The sequence below is a fragment of the Proteus sp. G3927 genome (genome assembly GCF_963894685.1).
In the GTDB taxonomy this organism is placed as follows: Bacteria; Pseudomonadota; Gammaproteobacteria; order Enterobacterales; family Enterobacteriaceae; genus Proteus; species Proteus mirabilis.
Genome location: NZ_CAWQGX010000013.1, coordinates 86,428 through 109,367, shown reverse-complemented (window position 1 = coordinate 109,367; position 22,940 = coordinate 86,428). Strand labels below are relative to the sequence as shown.

Annotated in this window: 20 protein-coding genes; 9 read left to right on the top strand and 11 right to left on the bottom strand. The window is 36.0% G+C overall.

The window, feature by feature from the left end:
* Window positions 1-156: 156 nt before the first annotated feature.
* Complete coding sequence (locus tag AACV00_RS04925; protein ID WP_004245036.1) at window positions 157-927, bottom strand: ABC transporter permease; 771 nt, start codon at window positions 925-927, stop codon at window positions 157-159.
* The gene (locus AACV00_RS04920) at window positions 924-1,865 is read right to left on the bottom strand and encodes an ABC transporter ATP-binding protein (protein WP_004245037.1); all 942 of its coding nucleotides are present in this window, start codon (window positions 1,863-1,865) and stop codon (window positions 924-926) included. The genes AACV00_RS04925 and AACV00_RS04920 overlap by 4 nt, the downstream gene beginning before the upstream one ends.
* Window positions 1,866-2,713: 848 nt before the next feature.
* On the opposite strand from AACV00_RS04920, the gene can reads away from it, so the two are divergent.
* Entirely contained in the window at window positions 2,714-3,367 is a 654-nt protein-coding gene (gene can, locus AACV00_RS04915) for a carbonate dehydratase (protein ID WP_004245038.1), read from the top strand.
* A gap of 56 nt (window positions 3,368-3,423) precedes the next feature.
* Here can and hpt read toward each other — a convergent pair whose 3' ends face one another.
* Window positions 3,424-3,966, bottom strand: a complete 543-nt coding sequence (gene hpt / locus AACV00_RS04910; RefSeq protein ID WP_004245039.1) for a hypoxanthine phosphoribosyltransferase — start codon at window positions 3,964-3,966, stop codon at window positions 3,424-3,426.
* A gap of 158 nt (window positions 3,967-4,124) precedes the next feature.
* On the bottom strand, window positions 4,125-5,705 hold the full coding sequence (gene cueO, locus AACV00_RS04905) for a multicopper oxidase CueO (RefSeq protein WP_004245040.1): 1,581 nt from the start codon (window positions 5,703-5,705) through the stop codon (window positions 4,125-4,127).
* A 212-nt stretch (window positions 5,706-5,917) separates the two neighbouring features.
* On the opposite strand from cueO, the gene AACV00_RS04900 reads away from it, so the two are divergent.
* The gene (locus tag AACV00_RS04900) at window positions 5,918-6,268 is read left to right on the top strand and encodes a YacC family pilotin-like protein (RefSeq protein ID WP_004247264.1); all 351 of its coding nucleotides are present in this window, start codon (window positions 5,918-5,920) and stop codon (window positions 6,266-6,268) included.
* 84 nt (window positions 6,269-6,352) lie between these two features.
* Here the strand turns inward: AACV00_RS04900 and AACV00_RS04895 are convergent, their stop codons facing one another.
* Window positions 6,353-7,393 carry an AbrB family transcriptional regulator gene (locus tag AACV00_RS04895; protein ID WP_036919802.1) on the bottom strand — a complete coding sequence of 347 codons (1,041 nt, stop codon included), beginning with the start codon at window positions 7,391-7,393 and terminating at the stop codon, window positions 6,353-6,355.
* A 113-nt stretch (window positions 7,394-7,506) separates the two neighbouring features.
* Here AACV00_RS04895 and AACV00_RS04890 point away from each other — a divergent pair, with 113 nt between their 5' ends.
* A complete protein-coding gene (locus AACV00_RS04890) occupies window positions 7,507-7,917 on the top strand; it encodes a GNAT family N-acetyltransferase (RefSeq protein ID WP_004245043.1) in 411 nt (136 codons plus the stop codon).
* Between the two features lie 30 nt (window positions 7,918-7,947).
* Here AACV00_RS04890 and AACV00_RS04885 read toward each other — a convergent pair whose 3' ends face one another.
* The 3 genes from AACV00_RS04885 to AACV00_RS04875 all read right to left on the bottom strand — a co-directional run bounded on the left by AACV00_RS04885 (window position 7,948) and on the right by AACV00_RS04875 (window position 11,241).
* Window positions 7,948-9,696: a hypothetical protein gene (locus AACV00_RS04885; RefSeq protein WP_161679926.1), complete on the bottom strand. Its 1,749-nt coding sequence runs from the start codon at window positions 9,694-9,696 to the stop codon at window positions 7,948-7,950.
* A 213-nt stretch (window positions 9,697-9,909) separates the two neighbouring features.
* The gene (locus AACV00_RS04880) at window positions 9,910-10,542 is read right to left on the bottom strand and encodes a helix-turn-helix transcriptional regulator (protein WP_004245045.1); all 633 of its coding nucleotides are present in this window, start codon (window positions 10,540-10,542) and stop codon (window positions 9,910-9,912) included.
* A 63-nt stretch (window positions 10,543-10,605) separates the two neighbouring features.
* Entirely contained in the window at window positions 10,606-11,241 is a 636-nt protein-coding gene (locus AACV00_RS04875; protein WP_004247259.1) for a TetR/AcrR family transcriptional regulator, read from the bottom strand.
* A gap of 235 nt (window positions 11,242-11,476) precedes the next feature.
* On the opposite strand from AACV00_RS04875, the gene AACV00_RS04870 reads away from it, so the two are divergent.
* Both AACV00_RS04870 and AACV00_RS04865 read left to right on the top strand, forming a co-directional pair.
* Window positions 11,477-12,688, top strand: coding sequence for a Tm-1-like ATP-binding domain-containing protein (locus AACV00_RS04870; protein WP_004247258.1), 1,212 nt, complete (start codon window positions 11,477-11,479; stop codon window positions 12,686-12,688).
* 16 nt (window positions 12,689-12,704) lie between these two features.
* On the top strand, window positions 12,705-13,532 hold the full coding sequence (locus AACV00_RS04865; RefSeq protein WP_004247257.1) for a phosphoenolpyruvate hydrolase family protein: 828 nt from the start codon (window positions 12,705-12,707) through the stop codon (window positions 13,530-13,532).
* Between the two features lie 84 nt (window positions 13,533-13,616).
* Here the strand turns inward: AACV00_RS04865 and AACV00_RS04860 are convergent, their stop codons facing one another.
* On the bottom strand, window positions 13,617-14,516 hold the full coding sequence (locus AACV00_RS04860) for a diaminopimelate dehydrogenase (protein WP_012367487.1): 900 nt from the start codon (window positions 14,514-14,516) through the stop codon (window positions 13,617-13,619).
* 198 nt (window positions 14,517-14,714) lie between these two features.
* Between AACV00_RS04860 and AACV00_RS04855 the strand changes: the two genes are divergently transcribed.
* Window positions 14,715-16,055, top strand: a complete 1,341-nt coding sequence (locus AACV00_RS04855; RefSeq protein ID WP_036919794.1) for an MATE family efflux transporter — start codon at window positions 14,715-14,717, stop codon at window positions 16,053-16,055.
* A gap of 123 nt (window positions 16,056-16,178) precedes the next feature.
* On the opposite strand, the gene AACV00_RS04850 is transcribed toward AACV00_RS04855, so the two are convergent.
* Window positions 16,179-16,823 carry a hypothetical protein gene (locus AACV00_RS04850; RefSeq protein ID WP_036919792.1) on the bottom strand — a complete coding sequence of 215 codons (645 nt, stop codon included), beginning with the start codon at window positions 16,821-16,823 and terminating at the stop codon, window positions 16,179-16,181.
* Window positions 16,824-17,225: 402 nt separating this feature from the next.
* Here AACV00_RS04850 and pepT point away from each other — a divergent pair, with 402 nt between their 5' ends.
* From pepT to AACV00_RS04835, 3 genes are all read left to right on the top strand, one after another.
* A complete protein-coding gene (gene pepT, locus AACV00_RS04845; RefSeq protein ID WP_004245053.1) occupies window positions 17,226-18,479 on the top strand; it encodes a peptidase T in 1,254 nt (417 codons plus the stop codon).
* Window positions 18,476-19,843 carry a C4-dicarboxylate transporter DcuC gene (gene dcuC / locus AACV00_RS04840; RefSeq protein WP_004245054.1) on the top strand — a complete coding sequence of 456 codons (1,368 nt, stop codon included), beginning with the start codon at window positions 18,476-18,478 and terminating at the stop codon, window positions 19,841-19,843. The genes pepT and dcuC overlap by 4 nt, the downstream gene beginning before the upstream one ends.
* Before the next feature lie 618 nt (window positions 19,844-20,461).
* Window positions 20,462-21,784, top strand: coding sequence for an L-cysteine desulfidase family protein (locus AACV00_RS04835; RefSeq protein ID WP_004245055.1), 1,323 nt, complete (start codon window positions 20,462-20,464; stop codon window positions 21,782-21,784).
* Window positions 21,785-21,957: 173 nt separating this feature from the next.
* Here AACV00_RS04835 and yjiA read toward each other — a convergent pair whose 3' ends face one another.
* On the bottom strand, window positions 21,958-22,935 hold the full coding sequence (yjiA, locus tag AACV00_RS04830; protein WP_004252542.1) for a GTPase: 978 nt from the start codon (window positions 22,933-22,935) through the stop codon (window positions 21,958-21,960).
* Window positions 22,936-22,940 lie beyond the last annotated feature (5 nt).

The window sequence follows — 22,940 nt, the reverse complement described above, 5'->3', positions numbered from 1 at the left end:
TTAGTATACTAAACAAAGAAATTGGACTTGTTAATAGCAAAAGACAAATTTAAATAAAATTTAACATAACTGAATGAAATTTAGCTAAAAAAAATCGGCATCTGTTGTTGCAGACACCGATTTTAATTTTTATTACCTTAAACACTAATTTGTAGATTAGCTTCTTAAACCGCGACCTTTTTCAATTAAGTACCAGGCTACGATATAAAACACGGCAATAAACAGGCATAGTACCGTGATTGTCACCGTTAATGACACATCAGTGATCCCTAAAAAACCATAACGGAAACCGCTTATCATATAAACAATCGGGTTTAATTTAGAAACACCTTGCCAAAATGCAGGTAATAAGGAGAGTGAATAAAACACACCTCCTAAATAAGTTAATGGCGTTAAAACAAAGGTGGGAATAATACTAATATCATCAAAGGTTTTCGCAAAAATGGCATTCAACAATCCTGCGAGAGAAAAAACAATCGAGGTCATTAATAATGTCACCACAACCATTGTCCAAGAGTGTATCTCTAGTGGTACAAAAAATAGTGAAACCAGAGTGACCAATATCCCAACACAAATACCACGGGCGACACCACCACCCACAAATCCGGCAATAACAACATGGGTCGGTACTGGCGATACTAATAATTCTTCAATACTACGTTGGAATTTAGCGCCAAAAAATGAAGAGGAGACATTAGCATATGAGTTTGTGATCACCGCCATCATAATCAAGCCGGGAACAATAAACTGCATATAATCAACACCGCCCATATCACCAATACGCTTACCAATTAAGTTACCGAAAATAACAAAATAGAGCGACATCGTGATAACAGGAGGAATTAAAGTTTGTACCCAGATACGACCAAAACGGGTCACTTCTTTAATCCAAATCGTCTTGAGGGCTACCCAATACAACTGAATCATTCCCTCTCTCCTTTTTCTGTTTCTGTATGATCTTCATTAACTAAATGCACAAATAACTCTTCAAGGCGGTTAGCTTTATTACGCATACTTAAAACTTGAATACCTTGTGCATTGAGCTGAGCAAAAACCCCATTCAATCCTTGCTCTCTTTTCACATCAACTTCTAGTGTTGATGTATCGACTAAACGATATTGGTAATTTTGTAATTCAGGTAACGGACTTTTTGCCGCTAAGTCTAAAATAAAGGTTTCAGACTCTAATTTACTTAATAAACCTTTCATACTGGTGTTTTCAACCAGTTCACCACGCTGAATAATACCAATATTCCGACACAGCATTTCTGCTTCTTCAAGATAATGTGTGGTTAATATAATAGTGGTGCCCTGTGCATTTAAATGTTGTAAAAACGTCCACATTGAACGACGTAATTCAATATCTACTCCCGCCGTTGGCTCATCGAGGATCAGCAATTTAGGCTCATGCATTAATGCACGCGCAATCATTAAACGCCGTTTCATTCCCCCAGATAAAAAACGTGCTCTATCATCTTTTTTCTCCCATAAATCTAATTGGGTTAAATATGTTTTTGCACGCTCTAATGCCACTTTTCGTGGTACACCATAGTAGCCAGCCTGATTAAGGACAATTTGTAATACGGTTTCAAAAGGGTTGAAATTGAATTCTTGTGGCACTAATCCGAGTTGTCTTTTAGCATTAACCATATCGGTATCAGTGTCATAGCCAAATACTTTGACTTTACCACTGCTCTTATTCACCAAAGAGCTGATAATCCCTATGGTGGTCGATTTTCCTGCACCATTAGGGCCTAATAGCGCATAAAAATCCCCCGCTTCTACGGTTAAATTAATTCCTTTAAGCGCTTTGACACCATTATGGTAAGTTTTCGTTAACTCGGTTAACTCCAATGCATAAGTCATAAGTGGAAATTACCTTTTATCAACTGCATTATTCAGCATTGACTGAGCTGAAATCAGAAATAGCTATTCAACTAAGCCTTACTCCCCTGAGTGCAAATCAGGATAGGTATAGAAAATGGGCTTAGTTCAATAGGATCAAAATGGAATAAGATATTCTAGAGAAAAATAAGACGTAAATAAACCGTTTTACAGATAATGCCTCAAACAGATAAATAAATTTTATTTAACTATTTTAATAGTCAACAGAGCGAACACTGCAATTACTGATCAATAAAAATGACGATTAATTGTAGCTATTTTCCAGTATTAATCTCAATAAAAAGCCAATAATAACTAAATGTTATTATTTAGCCTGTTTGATAGCAATAAATTTATTGGCCTTATTACTCAATCTAACTGATAGATATTATCATGCGCTTTATTACCTCCAATAATTTATCAATAAAAAACGGACAGATACCGTTAACAGGTTTTATCCTCATCATTCGCCAGCCCAAATAAACATTAATATTTTTTATGAAAAAATAATTACCCTCGATTATTCAAAATAAGAATAATCGAGTTAACAATCAGTTATCTTTTTATACATTTGATTTACATCAAATAATGTGTTGATAAATTCATTAAACAAATACTGTAAAAAGTTCTATCTTATTTGAAAGCAAAAATAGACAAGCAATTAACTGTCACTTGGCTCAAAAAAAGCCTTCTGATTCATTTAAAAGTAATGGTATAAAAATACCCTTTCTTTATTGAGCTTAAACATCCAACAATAACACTAAAGCTATTTCGTGTTGGCCTACTGTCAGCGCAAATGGTGGGAAACTGAATTTACAGGCAGTCACATCATGATGAGAAAAATTGAAGAACTGTTAGCCAACAATAAACAATGGTCAAGTTCTGTTACAGAAGAAAACCCGCAATTTTTTAAAGAGCTGAGTAAAGGCCAAAAACCTCATTTCTTATGGATTGGTTGTTCAGACAGCCGCGTCCCCGCTGAAAAATTAATTAATGCCGCCCCTGGTGATTTATTTGTACACCGCAATGTGGCAAACCTTGTGATCCACACCGACTTAAACTGTCTTTCTGTTATTCAATATGCCGTTGATGTCCTACAAGTTGAGCATATTATTGTTTGTGGTCATTATGGCTGTGGTGGTATTGAAGCTGCTATTGAAGGGACTGAACTGGGCTTAATTAATAACTGGTTACTGCATATCCGTGATATCTGGTATAAACATAGCTCCATGTTAGGTGAACTCGCACCACAAGATAGATTAAATTTACTCTGTGAACTTAACGTGATAGAACAAGTTTATAACCTTGGTCACTCAACTATTATGCAAGCCGCATGGAAACGTGGACAAAAAGTGATGATCCACGGTTGGGTTTACGGTTTAAACAATGGTGAATTACACGATTTAGATATCACCTCAGACAGTCGTGAAAAACTAGAACTCTCTTATCGCCAAGCTATTGCAAAATTAAGCCATCCACGTTGATTTTCTAATATTAAACCCGCCAAAGCGGGTTTAATATACGATATAAATCAACAAGATTATTCATCTAGTAGCGTTACGTGACCAATATAAGGTAGGTGACGATAACGTTGTGCATAATCAATGCCGTAACCTATAACAAACTTATCTTCAATAGAGTAGCCAATCCACTCTACTGGCACATCCACTTCACGACGTGATGGCTTATCAAGTAGCGTACAGATAGCAATAGAGGCAGGCTCACGTAAACTTAAAATCTCTTTAACACGGTTTAAAGTATTACCTGAGTCAATAATATCTTCAACAATCAGAACATCTTTACCACGAATGTCTTCATCAAGATCTTTAATGATTTTAACGTCTCTTGTTGACGTCATTCCATTACCGTAACTTGATACTGTCATAAAATCGACTTCATGTGGCACTTCAATTTCACGACATAAATCCGCCATAAAAATAAAAGAGCCTTTTAATAAGCCAATTAAGACCAAATCGTGTTTTTCTTGACGAGAACGATAATGTTCTGTGATTTCACGACCTAATTCAGCAATACGCTGTTTGATCTCTTCTTCAGAGATCATGACATCAACAATATGTTTCATGATTTATTTCGATTGGGTTAACGGGGAAAGCAACCGATTGTACCAGAATTTCTATCATCATGCGACGTTGTCAATGAAGGAAAATAAGGGAATAAAATATTAGCTTTACTCCCTTTGCAAACTTTTATCGCTAATTTTGTTACTTATTACAGTAAAAATTATCGACTCACCGTAAAGCCCGCCATCATTCCTGTATCTTCATGTTCTAATAAGTGACAGTGAGCCATAAATGGGTGTTCCTTTGTCGCTAAATGGTCAAATTTTACAAGGATCTCGCTAATTTGCCCTTCCACTCTGACAATATCTTTCCAACCTTGGCGATGTTTTTCAGGTTTACGCCCATTTTCCGATAAAATACGAAACTGTGTTCCGTGAACATGGAATGGATGTAACATCATGTCGCCACGACCAGAAACCAGCCAGCGTTCATAAACCCCTTGTTTAACATCAAATGCAGGTTCGGTCATTGAGAATGGGATCCCATTGATGCTATTTGCATTATAAATATCGACATCCGCAGAGCCATGACCGCAATTCATGCCGCCCCCCATCATGCCATTTCCATTGCCCTGACGCATATGACTCATACCGTGGTGAATTCCCGCTAACGCTTTATCACCGTAACGCTCCGTTAGCGCCATCATACCTTGCATATCTAAACGCATATCCATACGTAAATGTAATGAACGTGTCGCAATATGACTTAGTGATGGTAATGCAGGAATTAAGGCTAATTGATCAGGTAAAATACCCACCGCTTTTTCTGCTGAAGGCAGTAGACGTAATACAGGTAATACATTATCAAATGGCGCTAATACCATCCCCATTTGTCGGACAGGTAAAGTGACAATATCGAAATCACGTCCATCTGAGGTATCAACCAGTACTTCAAAACGCTCCCCCATTAAAATAGGGAGTTCTGTCACTTTGACTGGTTCCGCTAATAACCCACCATCGCTAGCAATTACATACATTGGTCGGCCATCACTGGTGGCTAAATTAAGACTACGTGCATTACAACCATTGAGGAAACGTAATCTAATCCAACCTTTTGGTACAATGTGTTGCGGTTGAATCGCACCATTAGTGAGCATCATGTCGCCAAACCAACCTACTGCAGCACTCATCACATCAAGTTGATAGTCAATTTGACCGTTACTGTCTAAGCGTTTGTCTTGTAAAATAACCGGTAAATCATCCACTCCCCAGCGGTGAGGTAACTTTCGCTTGGCCGTTTCGTCATCCTCGATGATCACTAATCCCCCTAACCCCATTGCCACCTGTTTTCCGGTGATCCCATGAGTATGGGGATGAAACCAACATGTCGACTCCGCTTGATCTGGCGTAAAAGTTACTGTTCGTGATTTACCCGGTGCGATAGTCGCTTGAGGACCTCCATCTTGTTCACCACTTATCTCAAGACCATGCCAATGCACCGTCGTAGTCTCTGGTAGCGTGTTATTGATCTCAATAGTAACAGGTTCACCACGTTTTAATTTTAATGCTGGGCCTAATAAGCTACCGTTATACCCCCAAGTAGTTGTACTTGCTGTAGCAGTAAACTGGGAAACACCTTGTTGGATATTAAGAACAATCTTTTGTTGTTTGTCTGGGCTAATTTGAGGTGGAATAGCGAGTGAAGGCGTGTTAGTTTGGGCGAATGCGAGACGGCTCCAACTTGGTAATAGTGTGACGGCGCTTAATGTTGCCCCTAATTTTAAAAATTCACGACGTTGCATAATGTATTCCTTTGAATAAAATCAATTACTCTATATTTGTCATAATTAGGTAAATAAATTTATCGATAAACTATTGAGCAATGCTAAAGTCTCCCCTTACTGGAAGGTCAAATAGAAACCACACAAAGCAACGGGTCTTTGCAAAACTTTTAACTTAATTAAGTCAAATAACAAATCTTGTGAAATCATCACATATAGGAATGTCACCACTAATGAAAAAAATGTTCGCTTTGTTCTGCACTGTTATTCTTTCTTTTGCCACGCTTTTTTCTTCTAGTGCAAAAGCACTCACTTATACTCAAGCAGAAGACTTAGCTGATTTAACCGCGGTATACCTGTTTTTAAATAATGATTGTGGTTATGAGCAGATCTCAAAACAAAAAATAGAACGAGCGCTGATTATTTTTTCACAATCTCAGCAGTGGGATGTCTCTAATTATTCAATGCTCCCAATGAGCAAGCTTAATGAAGATAGTTATCAGGATTTAAAAAATATACAAATTGCTCATAACAAAAAATGTCAACTACTAGCCCAAAAATCACTTAGCTTACTAAACTATTAATTGTATAAAAAAGCCACTCTATCAAACTGATACAGTGGCTTTTCAATTTATTATATCTGTCGATATCTTACTGTTATTGCTATTTTACTCACGTTTTCTTTTCTGCTTTCGTTCACTGTAAAACAAGGCAATAGAAGGAATACTTTGAATGATCAACATACGCAATATATGATTCGACATCACAAAAGCCGCATCGACATTCATAGTGATCGCGGCAAATGTCATTGCTTCCATACTTCCCGGTGCCCAAGCTAATACTAACGTTGTCCAAGGCGCCCCTGTTAAATAAGCCGCGCTCAATGCAACGATCACCGTTAAAATAACGTTGATAATGACCACCTGCACAGAGGAAAAAGCATTTTTAATTAACGAAGCAAAAGGAAAAACCACAAAATGTGCGCCAATATTCATCCCAATTAACACCATGCTGAGTTCATTTAATAGCATTGGAAAAGCAATCGGCTCACTGACAAAAGATTGTACCAATATTGCACTGCCTAATGATGTCAACATAAACGGTGCTGGAAAATGAATTCTCTGTAATAAAAGCCCAGATACTAGCCCTAACGCGACAATTAATAATAACCATATCGATGACAACAGTGTCATTTCAGGTAATGTAAACTCCGTAAAAGTTGCTTTATCTGAGCCAACAATAAATCCAGCCATAATAATCAATACGATTAAACGAATAGTATGAGAAATAACAATTTTTTGTGGTGGTGTTTTGGTATGATCAGTTAAAGCAAGAATAGCCGCCATCGCGCCAGGTACAGCGCCTAACATAGCCTCTTCTTTTGTCCAACCAATATGACGATGAAACCATAAGAAACTGACAACAAATTGAATGGCTAAACAAATAACGAGGATAATCAAAAGAAGCACTAAATTATCCGCACTCCCTAAATGTACTTGGTTAAACATCAATCCAACAGAGGTGCCTAAGGTCAGTTGGATAAAAGTCAGTGTATGCTTAGGAACAGAGAGCTGCCATTTAAAACGATAAGCAATAATAACCACGACGATTGGCCCAAACATCAACGCCATCGGTAGACCAGATAATGTTAATAACCCACCAATTAGTGCACAAAACAGAATTCCCGGTAGTTTTTTTAAAAATGACATGTTGTGTTATCCAGTTTTTTTAATTATGGTATTAATCCTATCACTGGTATAAATATTTAATAAACAAATAATGATAATTTAAATATTATTTTTATTAATATTAAGAGCTAATTATGTCATTAAAAATTACTACCGCCCCGACGACGAATGAAATCAACGAAATTTATGAAGGCTTATTAACACATAACCTTCAGTATATTCAGATGGAGCAATATACGCCCTTAGCCGTTTTTAAAGAGGAAAATGGTAAAAAAATAGGTGGGATCACTGGTGATATATTAGGTAATTGGCTACGTATTCGTTATCTATGGGTTGATAAGGCCTATCGTGGTAACAATATTGGTACAGAATTACTGCAAGCAATGGAAAATACAGCTAAAAAGAAAGGTGCCAAATATGCTGAGGTGGATACTTTTAGCTTTCAAGCCCTGCCTTTTTATCAAAAGCAGGGATTTGAAGTTTTTGGCACCTTAGAAAATTATCCGATTAGTGACAAAAAATATTATTTAAACAAAGTATTATAAATATTTTACACTATAAAATATTTATTTTTCTTATAAAAATGAAGACACATAGTTGTCATTTCCCATTTCAACGACATATTCACCTAGTTCTTCCACAAGAGAAACTGAAGCTTGTTTTTCCTCTTTTTCTAATTTATCTAGTTCTGTTTCTTTCTGAATATAAATTAAATTATATATTTCATTCCCTCTTAATTTACCTCGTTCTATCTCTTTCAGAAGAGGAATTAAAGTATATATTTCTTCCGATTCTAATTTACCTAGTTCTAACCCTTTCAGAATAGGAATTAAAGTATATATTTCGTTCCTTCCTAATTTACCTAGTTCTATCTCTTTCAGAAGAGAAATTAAATTATATATTTCTTTCGATTCTAATTTACCTAGTTCCATCCTTTTCAAAATAGAAATTAAAGTATATATTTCGTCCCATTCTAATTTACCTAGTTCCATCCTTTTCAGAATAGAAATTAAAGTATATATTTCTTTCCATTCTAATTTATCTAGTTCTATCTCTTTCAGAATAGAAATTAAAGTATATATTTCGTTATCTCCTAATTTACCTCGTTCTATCTCTTTCAGAATAGAAATTAAAGTATATATTTCTTTTCCTCCTAATTTATCTAGTTCTATGTTTTCCAGAATAGAAGTTAAATCAGATATTTTATCGCCTTTAACATATTTATTTAATTTTTCCTGAATAATTTCACTTACTTCAGAAAGATTACGTTTAGAATCCATATTGTCATTATTAGTATTATTAATTCCATCAAAATCATCCCACTCAAAATCCCCCACAAAATAAGCGACATTATCATCTGTACTTTTATCCATTATTATTATTTCTTCACCACCATAAAACTTATTTATATATTCTTCAATCCAAATATTTTGCACTTTATTAAGTGAATAGCTATATACGCAATCAATATTCGCTTTATTAAGAATTTCACTCATTATACTTTCTTCATAAAGAATTACATTCATTATTTTCCGTAACTTTACTGGAAATTCTTCTTTAAGATTCTCTACCTCTACCATAAGAGGAAGATTATATTTTGAAACACAGACTAGAAAATTTATTTTAGACAGAAATTTTTCTTTCTCCTTATTACTTGAAAAATTAGCTAGTATTCTTTCATTGCTATTTTTAAATCGAGTTTCATTATCATATCTTATCAACACTTCATTAAATATTTTTATAACATCTTCTTTTTTTATTCTTTCAACTCTTTCCTTAATAATATTCTCAAATTCATCCGCCAGATGATTATAATCTGTATTTGATGAACTTCGGCAAAAATTCTCCGCTCGTTGCAACTCATTTAAATAATTGAAAAAACTATATCTATCTTTAAAACTTGAATTTTCATTCTCTATTAAAGAGAGAAAATGGTTTAGGTTATGATATTCAGCTGTAATTGTAGCTATCTCAGCTTTTTCCCTATCTACATTATCTTTTTTTGTTAGTTTATTATTAAACTCATCAATCTTACACTTTAAATCTTTCACCTTATTCTCTAAATTAGTACGTGTTTCATTATATCTATTTAAATTCCCATCTCTATTACTTATTCCCATTCTACCGGTTTGGCTAATTGCAAAAAACATTGTAAATCGTTCCATCATATGAATAACTTTTTTTATAAAACTGGGCTTAGCCGTTGTATTAGAAATATCCTTTATGTTCTTTGCAAAAGTTACATAACATGATCCTAAATAATCTTTCTTAGTAGATAACTCTATTCCCTTATTAAATACACCTACATCATTAACTCTATTCATTTTATTGCCCTTACATTAATAAATTAACTGTTTATTTTATTCTTTTTATCAATTTATACTTACAAAAATAACACAGTAGTAATTAATTAATCATTTACAATAAAAATCACATTTAATTTAAAATAGAAATAAAAAAAGATATCAAAAATGATATCTTTTTTTAGTTTAATGATTTGTATTCCGCTGTAATTTAAAAAATAACTTATCGTTTAATCATTCTTTTAAATCGTTATACACTGTTGCTCTTGAAACACCGAGGTATTGCGCAGTAATCTCCATTGCTTTGCGAAGTGAAAGATAACCTTCATCCTGTAAACACAATAGCAATTCGCGTCGTTGATGCGGTTTCAATGCTCTTGGTGTCACTGAATAAGTTGCAGAAAATTCATCAATACGTTTTTTCAACGAATCTTCTGTTACTGAGCTAAAAGTTTCAATGATATGATTTCCCTCTTCAAGAGTCGAAAATTGATTTAATACCATTTGTAAACCTTTAATCATCGATATATCAATATTTAAACATAAAGCAGCAACATAATTGCCTTGTTTATCTTTAATACCAATCGATGTACTTTTAGCTGTTCTACCATCAGGAAACTGATTAGGATAGTTTGCAACAATTTGTGGAAAATCAGACGATTCAATCCTTGCCATACCTAGCTCAGTTGCTCTATCCCCCACTTTTCGACCTGATAGATTATTTTCAATAACCATAATGGTATTTTCACTATCGGTCAGATCATGAAGTACAACTTCACAAAAAGGCGATAATGTTTTACCAATGCCCTGTGCAATATATTTTAGTTGTTCTACCAGCCACTCTTGGTCTGCAGTTTTGTGTGACATAACGATCCTACAATAGCTAAAACGTAAATGATTTATACAATTTTAACCGATTTATTCAAATAATTAATCGTTATCTATCGGAAAATCTGACTTTGCCTGATTTAAAATAGCTTTAGCCATCCATTGGGTCATATCAATGACCTGCTGATCATCCATTTTCCAGATATCTTTCATTACTAAAAAAACTTCAGAACCATAAATAAGTGAGAAAGCTTTTATCACTTTATCCCACATTTCTTGCGGATAATGCGCTTTTAATGGTTCGATGACTTTAAGTAAGATCTCTTTACGATGACCACGAATAAATCGTTTTTCTGTATATTCGCTTGATTGCCGCTCTTTAGCCCACTGCTGTAATGAAACCTGCAATGCGCCACGCAACGCCCCTTCATGTTTAAACATTTGTGGATAAGCAAGATTGAGCAACGCAGTAATACGCTGTTGTGTATTATCTTCTGGAGTGGGCTGCCATGCAATGATCGGTGCTAAACTTGCATCAACAGTAGCACTAATTAAATCACTTTGAGTGGGAAAATAGCGATACGCCGTTGCCCTTGAAACACCAGCATGTGCTGCAAGCTCTGATACGGTAGGTAACATCCCTTGTTCAAAAAGTTGCAATGCCGTTGTCACCAATAATTGGTAGGTTCTTTTTCGAGTACCTGACATTGTATCTATTTCATTACGACTAAAACTCATAAAAATTCCTTCGCTATTACTCCACTTTTCGTGGCTACTATACTGATTTTAAGAACTATTCTTAATACGATTAAAGTTTACTTTAGGCGATTGAGTGTACCTAAGCGACATTTAAAAGAGAAAAAATAAAAATAATGAGACATGGGTCTCAAAATAATGCTATTATAAATGAAACTCAAGTCTCATTGTGATTATAATCTACACGTCAATAATCATAAAAGGTAAGGGAAGGCTTATGAAACAGTATGCTGGCTTCATTTATATTGCGACTACGCTTGATACTAAAAGCGCTGAAATTTTTTATGTCAGTGAATTAATAAAAAAAGCAGGCCTTCCTGTCAAAACCGTAGATTTGACAACCAAACCTACAGCATTAGAAAGAGAAGCTGACGTCACAGCTGCACAAGTTGCTAGTTACCATCCTGATGGAAAAAACGCCGTGTTTTGCGGTGACCGTGGAAAAGCTATCGCAGCAATGTCCGTCGCTTTTGAACGTTATTTAACCCACTGTGACGATGTCCTCGCTATTTTAGGATTAGGCGGCTCAGGGGGAACAGCATTGATTACACCAGCAATGCAATCTTTGCCAATTGGCGTACCTAAATTGATGGTATCGACTATGGCTTCCGGTGATATCTCCGGATATATCGGCGCTAGCGATATTTCAATGATGTACTCCGTAACAGATGTATCCGGCTTAAACCGTATCTCTCGTAAGGTATTGAGAAATGCGGCCAACCAAATTGCCGGCGCTGTTTATTTTTACCAAGAAGAAAATAGTGTTGATAAACCAGCTGTTGCATTAACAATGTTTGGTGTAACTACGCCTTGTATTCAACAACTGACTAAAAAACTTGAAAATAATTATGACTGTTTAGTTTTCCATGCGACAGGGAGTGGCGGTAAAGCCATGGAAAAACTGATAGACAGCCACTTACTTCATAGTGTTCTTGATCTAACAACAACCGAAGTATGTGATTATTTATTTGAGGGTGTCCTTGCTTGTGATGAAGATCGTTTTGGTGCCATCGCCCGCACTAAAACACCTTGTATCGTCTCTTGTGGCGCGTTGGATATGGTGAACTTTGGTCGCCCTGCTACCGTACCTGAGAAATATAAAGATCGTCATTTCTATCACCATAATTCGCAAGTCACCTTAATGCGTACAACACCAAGGGAAAATCGTCAAATGGGGATCTGGATCGCTGAAAAATTGAATCAGTGTGAAGGCCCACTGACGTTTATTTTTCCACAGGGCGGTTTTTCTGCTTTAGATATTGAAGGGGGGCCATTCTGGGATCCTCAAGCAAACCAAGCATTTTTTGATGCATTTATAACAACATTTAAAGAGACCGAGACTCGTCAATTAGTCATCAGTCCTTACCACATAAATTCTGCTGAATTTAATCAGCAAGTTTATGATTTACACCAGGAACTTATTTGCTAACCACGGAGAAAGAAGTATGACTTATTCACGTGAAGTATTACTCAAAAAATTTAATGACATGATCGCACGTAAAGAGCCTATTATTGGTGGCGGTGCGGGAACAGGTCTTTCCGCAAAATGCGAAGAAGCTGGCGGTATCGATCTGATTGTTATCTATAATTCAGGTCGTTATCGTATGGCGGGTCGTGGCTCTCTGGCAGGATTATTAGCCTATGGCAATGCCAATGAAATTGTTATGGATATGGCAAAAGAAGTATTGCCTGTTGTAAAACAGACACCTGTGCTTGCCGGGGTTAATGGTACAGATCCATTCTGCAATTTTGATAAGTTTTTAGATGACGTTAAAGCCATCGGTTTTGCTGGCGTACAAAACTTCCCAACCGTTGGTTTAATTGATGGTAACTTCCGCGCTAATCTAGAAGAAACAGGTATGGGTTATGCTCTTGAAGTAGAGATGATCCGCAAAGCACATGAAAAAGGCTTACTCACAACACCTTATGTTTTTAGTCGTGAAGATGCCATTGCAATGACACAAGCCGGTGCAGATATTATTGTTCCTCATATGGGTTTAACCACTGGTGGCAATATTGGTGCAGAAACAGCCGTTACTTTAGATGATTGTGTCGCCCTTATTAACGATTGGGCAAAAGCAGCAAAATCCGTACGTTCTGACGTGATTGTACTTTGTCATGGTGGCCCTATAGCAACACCAAAAGATGCGCAATATATCCTTGATAACTGTCCTGATTGCCATGGTTTTTATGGCGCAAGTTCAATGGAACGTTTACCAACAGAAGTCGCTTTAACTGCAACAACAAAAGAGTTTAAAAATATTAAACGCTAATCTCAAATCATCAAGTTTGCCTAAGCGTTGATCCTATTGCCCACATCATGTGGGCAATATTTTATTTGCAAGAAGCCTAACTGATTACACCAGTTTTGCGATTAATGTAGTTAAATCCCCTGCTAAAAAATCAACGGGGGGAATTTCAATCACAGTATAGGCACCCGCTTGTTGTTTCATACTTGCTCTGGCTGCAGAAACCATAAATTGAGATGTTAATGCTGGATTATTAATATGCATAGCATATTCAAATAATTGATTGTGTGTTTTGCCTGACACTCCTTTGTGGGTCATTTGTACTCCGTGACCAACATCTTTTAAGCTATCAACACTATCAACTTGTTTAATATGCGTCTCATCAGATGAGAAATAGCTGTCGGCCTTAATGGCTTGCTCAACCTGTGCAAAGTTAGCACCCGTTTCTAATTCAACATAAACCATACGCCGATGTACACCAGTGCCCAATGGAATAGTCATTGATAGCGCATCTCTTACACCATCAATAGCTTTAGCGGCAACACTATGCCCCATACTCATACCGGGACCAAAATTAGTGTAGGTAATACCTTTAGGTGCCATAGCTAACATTAAGGTACGAATAATAGAGTCTGAACCCGGATCCCAACCCGCTGAAATCACTGCAACACGGTTATGCTTTTTCGCCACCTCATCCAGTTCTGTTTTTAATGCAACGATATCACTGTGGACATCAAAACTATCAACGGTATTAATACCTAAGCTCAATATCGATTTAGCCAAATCTTTAATGGCTCTCGTTGGTGAACATAATAAAGCAACATCCACCTTACCTAAGCTTTTAATATCATTTGTTACTGTTATATTTCGCAGTTCTTCTGGAATATTTTGACTATCACGGCGAACTACCCCCACTAACTCAAAATCAGGTGCTGCAAGTACTGCATCTAGTGCAAAGCGCCCAATATTGCCATAGCCCACAATAGCGACTTTTATTTTAGTATTCATTTATTTCCCTGTTCTCGTTGTTAATCATTATTGAATGATAATAATGTTTAATAATCAACGAATAAACCATATAAAAAGTTTTTTTGCTACTGGTTCATCAATTTAGCTATTCCCTTATTCATAAAGCATGTAAAATCGCTCCACTTTCCTCTGATTATATTTACAACACTATTTCACTCGTTTTTAAGAAGGTTTTCAATGCATCAATCTGATGTAGCGGATCGCTCACTTTTTTCCCTTAGCTGGCCTATTTTTATTGATATTTTTCTTCATCTTGCCACGCTATTGATTAACACTTACATGATAAGCCATGTCTCTACTGCCTATTTAGCTGCAATGGGCGTAGGTAACCAAGTTTTTGATCTTTTTATCACCATATTTAACTTTATTAGCGTGGGATGTAGCGTTGTTATTGCTCAATATTTAGGCGCTGGTAAGCGCGATAAAGCCAGTCAAGCTATTCATATTTCTATCGCCTTTAACTTTTTGCTGGGCTTTAGTAGCGCCATTATTATTCTCTTTTTTGGCTACAACATACTAAATGTAATGAATACGCCAGAGCATTTAGTACAAGATGGCTATAACTATCTCCATATTTTGGGTATTTGTCTTATTCCTGAAGCAATTTCAATTATCTTAGCAGCCTGTTTGCGGGTTTATGGTAAATCGAAAGCGGCGATGTATGTGACGTTAATTGCCAATATTGTCACTGTTATCGGCAATATGATTGTACTATATGGTTTCTTTGGGCTTCCACAATACGGTTTAGTGGGTGTTGCATGGTCAACAGTTGTCGGTCGTATTATTGCCGTTGTCTTATTATGTGGTCTTTTATTCTATGGATTAAGAATTAAATTCGATATAAGACTATTAGTGATTTGGTCTAAAAATATGTTAGCCAAAATTCTACATATTGGTTTACCTGCTGCAGGTGAAAACCTAGTGTGGATTTTACATTATATGACCGCCTCTGCCTTTATAGGATTAATGGGAGAAGTTCCTCTTGCCGCACAAACACTCTATTTCCAACTATCATTATTCTTAATGTTATTTGGCATTGCGATTAGCATTGGTAATGAAATATTAGTCGGTCATTTAGTTGGTGCAAAACGATTTGATGAAGCATTTACACGGGGTTTTAAAAGCCTAAAAGCAGGTGTACTATTTACTATTGGTGTGGTGATTATTTATTGGTTTATGCGTGATCCTATTTTGTATTCTATCACCGAAGATCAACGCATTATCGACCAACTGTTACCTTTATTTATTTTATCGGTCTTTTTAGAACCGGGGCGTACATTTAATATTGTTATGGTTAATGCGTTACGTGCAGCCGGAGATGCCAAATTTCCACTCATTACAGCCGTTTGTTTTATGTGGGGAGTTGCTATTCCTGTTGGCTATTTCCTTGGCATAAAAATGGAAATGGGCTTAATTGGGATTTGGATAGGTTTTCTTTGTGATGAGTGGCTACGAGGCTTAACGAATGCATGGCGTTGGCGCTCTCGTAAATGGCAAGCTAAGCGCTTAGATATTTGATGCTCTTTCAAGGCCTAATAATATTATTAGGCCTTGAAAAACTGGCTTTAAATAAGTTAACTTGCTACATTATTCATTAATGATTTTAAATTTATTTAAGATTTATAATTCACGCTTATCATTTTATTTCTCACCATTTTTTACAAGATTTTTATCATTAGCCAGTAAACGACTAACCGTCTCATTTATACTATTTAATAAAAAATATTCATAAGCATTAATATTCCCAAATTCATATTTTATTTTATCGTCTGACTTTAATATACTATCGATGATTGATGCTAAAAAATTATTTTTAATCTCAGTTAAAGATGAGTCTTTAGTAGATGATAAAATACTTTTAGAGTGAAGTTTTAAATTTTTCTTAAATTGTAGAACTTCTTTTTTCTCTAATGTAGGTTTTTCTTCTAAAACAGAGATAATATCATTAATGATTAAATTCATTATTTCATCAACTTTAAACTTTTTGTGTACTTCAGATAAATCTCCAAATTTAGCATTATCATCTTTCATTGGGTGAGGCGTGTTTATTACTTTATTATTATCTAATTGTATATTTTCATTCTTTTTCATATTTTCAATATTAGAAATCTGAACTTTAAATTCTGAATTATTTGAAGTTTTATGAAAAAATGGTTTTATAAAAGAGGATATTGTATTATAACAACTTAATATAGCTGATTTCAATTTTGTATTAAATTTATAACTCTCATTATTAATGCTTTTTAGCGATAATGGAGTGTTTTTTAAATAACTTTTAATTTGCATATCTGCTCCCTAATAGATTTAGCAGAATTAAATATTATACTTTCGCTAAATTCTATCAATAAGTAATTAATTTTTAGTTAATTACTCACCATTATCTTCACAAATAATTTCAAACATCAAAAATCACTAAAAAAATCAATAAATTATACTAACAAAGACTTATTTTTGTTTTTTCTAAAAATAATTATACTTTAAAATATTTTCATAATTAAAAACAGTTTTTTAATAATGAAAAAACAAAAATTAAACATTGATTAACATTAAAATTTTCTTGTAAAAAAAATTATTTTTTTATAATTCTTTAATGCTTTTTTTGTGATAAAAGTAACTGTTGTTCATTCTCAATAATGAGACAACAGAATTTTATTAAATAAAATACAAAAAACACAACGGAGTCTAATCATGAACATTGTTGATCGGTTTATTTCTTACACCAAGGTGAATACTACAACAAATAGAGAAAATGGCGCAGCGGGGATTATGCCTTCATCGGAAGGTCAGCGAGTCCTCGCTTTACAATTAGTCGAAGAGTTAAAGGCGTTAGGTGTTGAAGATATCAAAATTCGCGATACCGCCATTGTTACCGCGACACTACCTTCTAACCTTGATTATGAGGTTCCTACCGTGGCTTTCTTTGGTCACTTAGATACCAGTGCAGAACAAACTAATGATACTAAAGCACAAATTTTACCTTATAAAGGTGGCGACCTTTGCTTAAACAAAGAACTTGAGATTTTTTTACGTCAAAGTGAATTCCCTGAATTAGAAAACTATATTGGTGACGATATCATCGTAACAGATGGTACTAGCTTATTAGGCGCTGACGACAAAGCGGCTATCGCCTCTATTATGGATATGTTGCAATATTTTAAACAACATCCAGAAGTCAAACACGGTACAGTTAAAATTGGTTTTGTACCCGATGAAGAGCAAGGTTTACGTGGTGCAAAAGCCTTTGATGTAACAGAATTCGGCGCAGACTTTGCTTATACTTTAGATTGTTGTGGTATTGGTGAACTTGTATATGAAAATTGGAATGCCGGTGATGTTGAAATAACCTTTATCGGAACCTCAGCACACCCGATGTCAGCAAAAGGTAAATTAAAAAATTCACTGTTAATGGCTCATAAATTTATTGCGATGTTACCGGGTGGTGAAGCACCGGAATATACCGAAGGTCGTGAAGGTTATTATTGGGTAAAACAACTGGCGGGTAATAGCGCACGTACTGTATTAAAAATGGATGTGCGTGATTTCACAGAAGCAGGCTACGCCCATCGTATGGCATTTTTAAAACAACTTTCAGAGCAATGTGAAGCGTTATGGGGTGAAGGGACTGTTGTTTGTAAGCAAGCCGATCGTTATGCAAATGTCTTTAATAGTCTACAAGGTGAAAATCGATATCCTATCGATATTGCTATTGATGCTTATAAAGCCAATGGTATTACCCCTCGTCCAATCCCTATGCGGGGTGGCTATGATGGAGCAGCATTATCGCAAAAAGGATTACCTTGCCCTAATATCTTTACCGGGGCGCACAATTTCCACTCTATTTATGAATATCTTCCCGTTAAATCGCTTTATGCTGCCAGCGATGTATTGAAATCTGTCGTTAAGATCACCGCAGAGCGTTTTGCCCCCGGAGCTAAAGCATGATCCAAATTCTTGCGGTCTTAATTGTCGTTATTATTGTCGCTAGAATGATCTTAAAAGGATATAAAGCCGAGCCGGTTTTGTTAGTTGCTGGTTTAATCTTAATGGCACTAACAATGATATTTGGTTGGGGAGATATTCTGCCTAAAAATGTCAAAACAACCGGTATTAGCTGGCTAGATCCCTTTGAGGTTATGCGTGATCTCTTTAGTAGTCGTGCTGCAGATTTAGGTCTGATGATCATGGCACTCATGGGATTCGCCCATTATATGGATCATATTGGTGCTAATGAAGCTGTTGTACGTGTTGCAACTCGCCCATTGAAAAATATGCGCTCACCTTATGTGTTGCTATTTTTCTCTTTTTTACTCGCGAGTATTTTGCAACTTGCTATTCCGTCAGCCACAGGATTGGCCGTTCTACTAATGGGTACCATGTTCCCCATTATGATAGGACTAGGTTTATCTCCAGCATCTGCTGCCGGTGTCATTGCAACTTCATTAGGCGTTGCTTACACGCCAACAGCGATTGATGCTATTCGAGGTGCAAAAGCGGTTGACTTAGGCGTGGTTGAGTATGTGCTTTACTACCAAGGGCCTGCGGCGATTGCAACTGTATTAGCTGTTGGTATTACCCATATCTTCTGGCAACGCCATTGTGATCGCAAAGCGGGTTTTGTACCCCAATTAGGAAAAATAGCAGAAGAAGCCAAAAGTGATAAAAATATCCCCGGCTTTTATGCCCTACTGCCAATGTTACCTATTATTATGGCAGTAAGTTCATCAAGCCTATTTGTTGAAGGTATTCACCTTGATGTCGTCACTATTGTATTAATTTCAATGGCAATTTGTATGCTGATTGAAACATTACGCTTACGTGATTTTAAATCAGTGTGTGCAGGCTTCCAACATTTTCTAAAGGGTATGGGTTCTGCATTTAGTAATGTTGTTGGGCTATTAGTCGCAGCGGGTGTTTTTGCTCATGGTATTAAAGTCAGTGGTGCAATAGACAGCCTGATCGTTATGGCGGAATCTGTTGGTCTACCACCATTTGCCATGGCATTAGTGTTCGCTATCGTGACATTGGCTGCCGCAATTATTATGGGCTCAGGTAATGCACCTTTCCTTGCATTCGTTGAACTTATTCCACAAATTGCCCATAGCATGGGGGTTAATCCAATTGCAATGATTTTACCTATGCAGCAGGCATCACATATGGGACGCGGCATGTCTCCTGTGGCTGGCGTGATCATTGCGGTTTCCAGTGGAGCTAAATTGCAACCCTTTGATGTGGTAAAAAGAACTGCTGTTCCTCTTATGGTTGGTTTTGTTTTCCACTGCGCCATTATTGCTATATTTTATTATTAAGTAACTCGCCTGAAGCATTTATTTGCTTCAGGCAATTTATAAATATTCACCATCTAAAAATTAATAGTAACTATTTTATTGTTAATCATTTTAAATAAAAAATAGTAAAGAATATTTTAATTATTATTTTACTATTATCTACATCATGCAAATAGATAAATATATTTATAAAAAAACCTCAGATTATTCCTATACCAAAGCTGCAAAAAGTCATAATATTCACTATGTTAAATAATGAGTGTAAGTGATGCTATCATCATCACTGGCTGGTCATTTATTTAACTATTCTGAGTTAGCCCACATTAAGTATGATATTATACTAACAATAGAATGAGTCATTCATTCTATTGTTTTTTATTTATAATCATCAACTATCATTAAAGAAATTATTTTGTTCGATTTGATACTATTACTGCTACATCAAATTCTTCAATAATCCATACTTATCCAAGATAAAATATTACTAATTTAATATCTGTAAATAGTATTTTTTTCTCAAAATTTACACCCGCTTAGGAAATTCAGAAAACATTTTCTCCAATAGATTCAGTATGATCAAAGCATCAAAATTACAATATAACGCCTTGAATTATTAAACTATTTATTGGACATAATGCAATGAAAGAACAATTATCTTCCTACTGGAAAATATTAATTGAAGCTGTTAAGCAACAAGTGAAGCCAGCTTTAGGTTGTACCGAACCCATTTCACTTGCATTAGCTGCTGCCACTGCAGCTCGTTATCTGCAACATAATATCACCCGTATTAGCGCAGAGGTTTCTCCTAACTTAATGAAAAACGGAATGGGAGTGACTGTACCGGGCACGGGTATGGTGGGATTATCTATTGCGGCTAGTTTAGGGGCTGTTGCTGGAGATAGTGAAGCAGGTCTAGAAGTATTAAAAAATGCCACACCAGAACAAGTTGAGTTGAGTAAAAATCTATTAAATTCAGGCATTGTCTGCGTATCAATAAAAAAAGCCTGCCAAGAGGTGCTTTACTCTGAGGTTACCGTTGAAGATGGTGAAAACAGTGCCACCGTCATTATTGCAGGTGATCATACTAATATTGTTAAAATTATCCATAATGGTCAGGTAGTGCTTGATAAATTATCATCACAATCTGAACAAACGGCCTCGCCTTGCCAAATTAAGCAAGCCTTAACCAACACTAACACACGAGAAATCTATCAGTTTATTACTCAAGCTCCTGTAGAAGAAATTTCTTTTATTTTGCAATCGGCGCAATTAAATGACGCATTATCAAAAGAAGGCTTGAACAATACTTACGGTTTGCATATTGGTCAAACCTTACAACGCCAGCAACAACGTGGCTTATTAGCTAAAGATCTGCTTTCTGAAATTATGATCCGCACTTCAGCGGCTTCTGATGCACGTATGGGCGGTGCCGTACTCCCCGCAATGAGTAACTCAGGTTCAGGAAATCAAGGTATTGCAGCTACAATGCCTGTTGTGGTGGTTGCTGAATATTTACAGGTTAGTGAAGAAAAAATGGCAAGAGCATTAATGCTTTCACATTTATTAGCCATTTATATTCACCACAAATTCCCGGCACTCTCCGCACTATGTGCCGCAACAACCGCATCAATGGGAGCTGCTGGTGCTATTGCGTGGTTAATGGAAGAACGCTATGAACCCATGGCAATGGCAATTAGTAGTATGATTGGCGATATTAGTGGCGTGATTTGTGATGGTGCCTCTAACAGTTGTGCGATGAAAGTGTCGACAGGAGCAAGTGCCGCTTATAAAGCGGTATTAATGGCGCTAGATGATACCTGCGTGACTGGTAATGACGGCATTGTCACTCATGATGTTGATATGACGATCGAGAATCTTTGTGCATTAGCTAGTCGAGCAATGCAACATACTGATGTACAAATTATTGAAATTATGGAATATAAAGCTGTTGCTAACGGCTAATTAGTATAAAAAAAACACCCCATAATGGTTATTATGGGGTGAAACATAAGATCCTAGGAACAGGATCCTCCTCAAGTCCAGGAGCATGATTAATATTCGTTACTGCTATTTACTGCTTACTACTTACTGCTATTACATCACTACCAACAAACACTTTTCTCAAACAATCGCTATTACTCATATTCTTTAGTGTTATGCATTAACGCATCGAAACTGGCTTTTATTTCTTCTTCTGGCAGATGAATACCAATAAAGACTAAGGTGCTTTGACGAGTTTCATTCTCTTGCCAAGGTCTATCCCAATCAGCGCTATATAATCGTTGCACTCCTTGGAATAACAACCGGTTAGGACTATCTTTAATATTTAATATCCCTTTATAACGTAATAGGTTATCGGCAAAGCTCAATAACAAAGACTCCATAACATCAGAGACTGCTTGTAACTCAACGGGATAATCAAAATTTAGTACAATAGACTGAATATCATCTTGTTTTTCTGGCTGAAAACGAAACAGGGGTTGCTTGACCTCTAAAGTATCATTCAACATAAAGCCTTTTACGTTAAATAATAGTGCTAAATCTATTTGCCCATTGATCACCGTATAGGTAGGCGCTCTAGCATTAATACGTCTTAAACGAGCAAGTAATTGTTGGCTCGCAGGTTGAATATCTGTTTTAGTTAATAGAATGCGATCCGCATAACCAATTTGAGATTGTGCAATAGCAAATTGATCTAACTGTTGCTGAGCATGGATTGTATCAACCAGTGTAATAATGCCATCTAATAAATAGCGTTGGCAGATCACTTCATGAGAAAAAAATGTTTGTGTGATAGGCCCCGGATCAGCCATCCCTGTACACTCAATCACTAGGCGATCAAACACAATGTCACCACGATCAAGACTATCGCAGAGATCGAGCAAAGTATCTTCAAGCTCATTCGATTTACTACAACAAATACAGCCATTGGTGAGTGTTTTTATTTGTGTTGCTCTATCACCAATAATTTCATCATCGATAGGCACTTCACCAAATTCATTTTCAATCACCGCAATTTTATAGCCATGCTCCTCATTGAGCATATGGCGTAAAAGCGTTGTTTTTCCCGATCCTAAAAAGCCAGTCAATATTGTTACTGCAATAGGTTCCATTATTT

Excerpts from the sequence above, each read along its gene's own strand:
- pepT (WP_004245053.1), top strand. The coding sequence starts at position 17,226 with ATGAACATTGTTGATCGGTTTATTTCTTACACCAAGGTGAATACTACA.
- AACV00_RS04900 (WP_004247264.1), top strand. The coding sequence starts at position 5,918 with ATGAAAAAAATGTTCGCTTTGTTCTGCACTGTTATTCTTTCTTTTGCC.
- AACV00_RS04850 (WP_036919792.1), bottom strand. The coding sequence starts at position 16,823 with ATGCAAATTAAAAGTTATTTAAAAAACACTCCATTATCGCTAAAAAGC.
- AACV00_RS04870 (WP_004247258.1), top strand. The coding sequence starts at position 11,477 with ATGAAACAGTATGCTGGCTTCATTTATATTGCGACTACGCTTGATACT.
- AACV00_RS04835 (WP_004245055.1), top strand. The coding sequence starts at position 20,462 with ATGAAAGAACAATTATCTTCCTACTGGAAAATATTAATTGAAGCTGTT.
- can (WP_004245038.1), top strand. The coding sequence starts at position 2,714 with ATGATGAGAAAAATTGAAGAACTGTTAGCCAACAATAAACAATGGTCA.
- AACV00_RS04920 (WP_004245037.1), bottom strand. The coding sequence starts at position 1,865 with ATGACTTATGCATTGGAGTTAACCGAGTTAACGAAAACTTACCATAAT.
- AACV00_RS04855 (WP_036919794.1), top strand. The coding sequence starts at position 14,715 with ATGCATCAATCTGATGTAGCGGATCGCTCACTTTTTTCCCTTAGCTGG.
- AACV00_RS04890 (WP_004245043.1), top strand. The coding sequence starts at position 7,507 with ATGTCATTAAAAATTACTACCGCCCCGACGACGAATGAAATCAACGAA.
- hpt (WP_004245039.1), bottom strand. The coding sequence starts at position 3,966 with ATGAAACATATTGTTGATGTCATGATCTCTGAAGAAGAGATCAAACAG.
- AACV00_RS04880 (WP_004245045.1), bottom strand. The coding sequence starts at position 10,542 with ATGTCACACAAAACTGCAGACCAAGAGTGGCTGGTAGAACAACTAAAA.
- cueO (WP_004245040.1), bottom strand. The coding sequence starts at position 5,705 with ATGCAACGTCGTGAATTTTTAAAATTAGGGGCAACATTAAGCGCCGTC.
- AACV00_RS04875 (WP_004247259.1), bottom strand. The coding sequence starts at position 11,241 with ATGAGTTTTAGTCGTAATGAAATAGATACAATGTCAGGTACTCGAAAA.
- AACV00_RS04895 (WP_036919802.1), bottom strand. The coding sequence starts at position 7,393 with ATGTCATTTTTAAAAAAACTACCGGGAATTCTGTTTTGTGCACTAATT.
- dcuC (WP_004245054.1), top strand. The coding sequence starts at position 18,476 with ATGATCCAAATTCTTGCGGTCTTAATTGTCGTTATTATTGTCGCTAGA.
- AACV00_RS04865 (WP_004247257.1), top strand. The coding sequence starts at position 12,705 with ATGACTTATTCACGTGAAGTATTACTCAAAAAATTTAATGACATGATC.
- AACV00_RS04860 (WP_012367487.1), bottom strand. The coding sequence starts at position 14,516 with ATGAATACTAAAATAAAAGTCGCTATTGTGGGCTATGGCAATATTGGG.
- AACV00_RS04885 (WP_161679926.1), bottom strand. The coding sequence starts at position 9,696 with ATGAATAGAGTTAATGATGTAGGTGTATTTAATAAGGGAATAGAGTTA.
- yjiA (WP_004252542.1), bottom strand. The coding sequence starts at position 22,935 with ATGGAACCTATTGCAGTAACAATATTGACTGGCTTTTTAGGATCGGGA.
- AACV00_RS04925 (WP_004245036.1), bottom strand. The coding sequence starts at position 927 with ATGATTCAGTTGTATTGGGTAGCCCTCAAGACGATTTGGATTAAAGAA.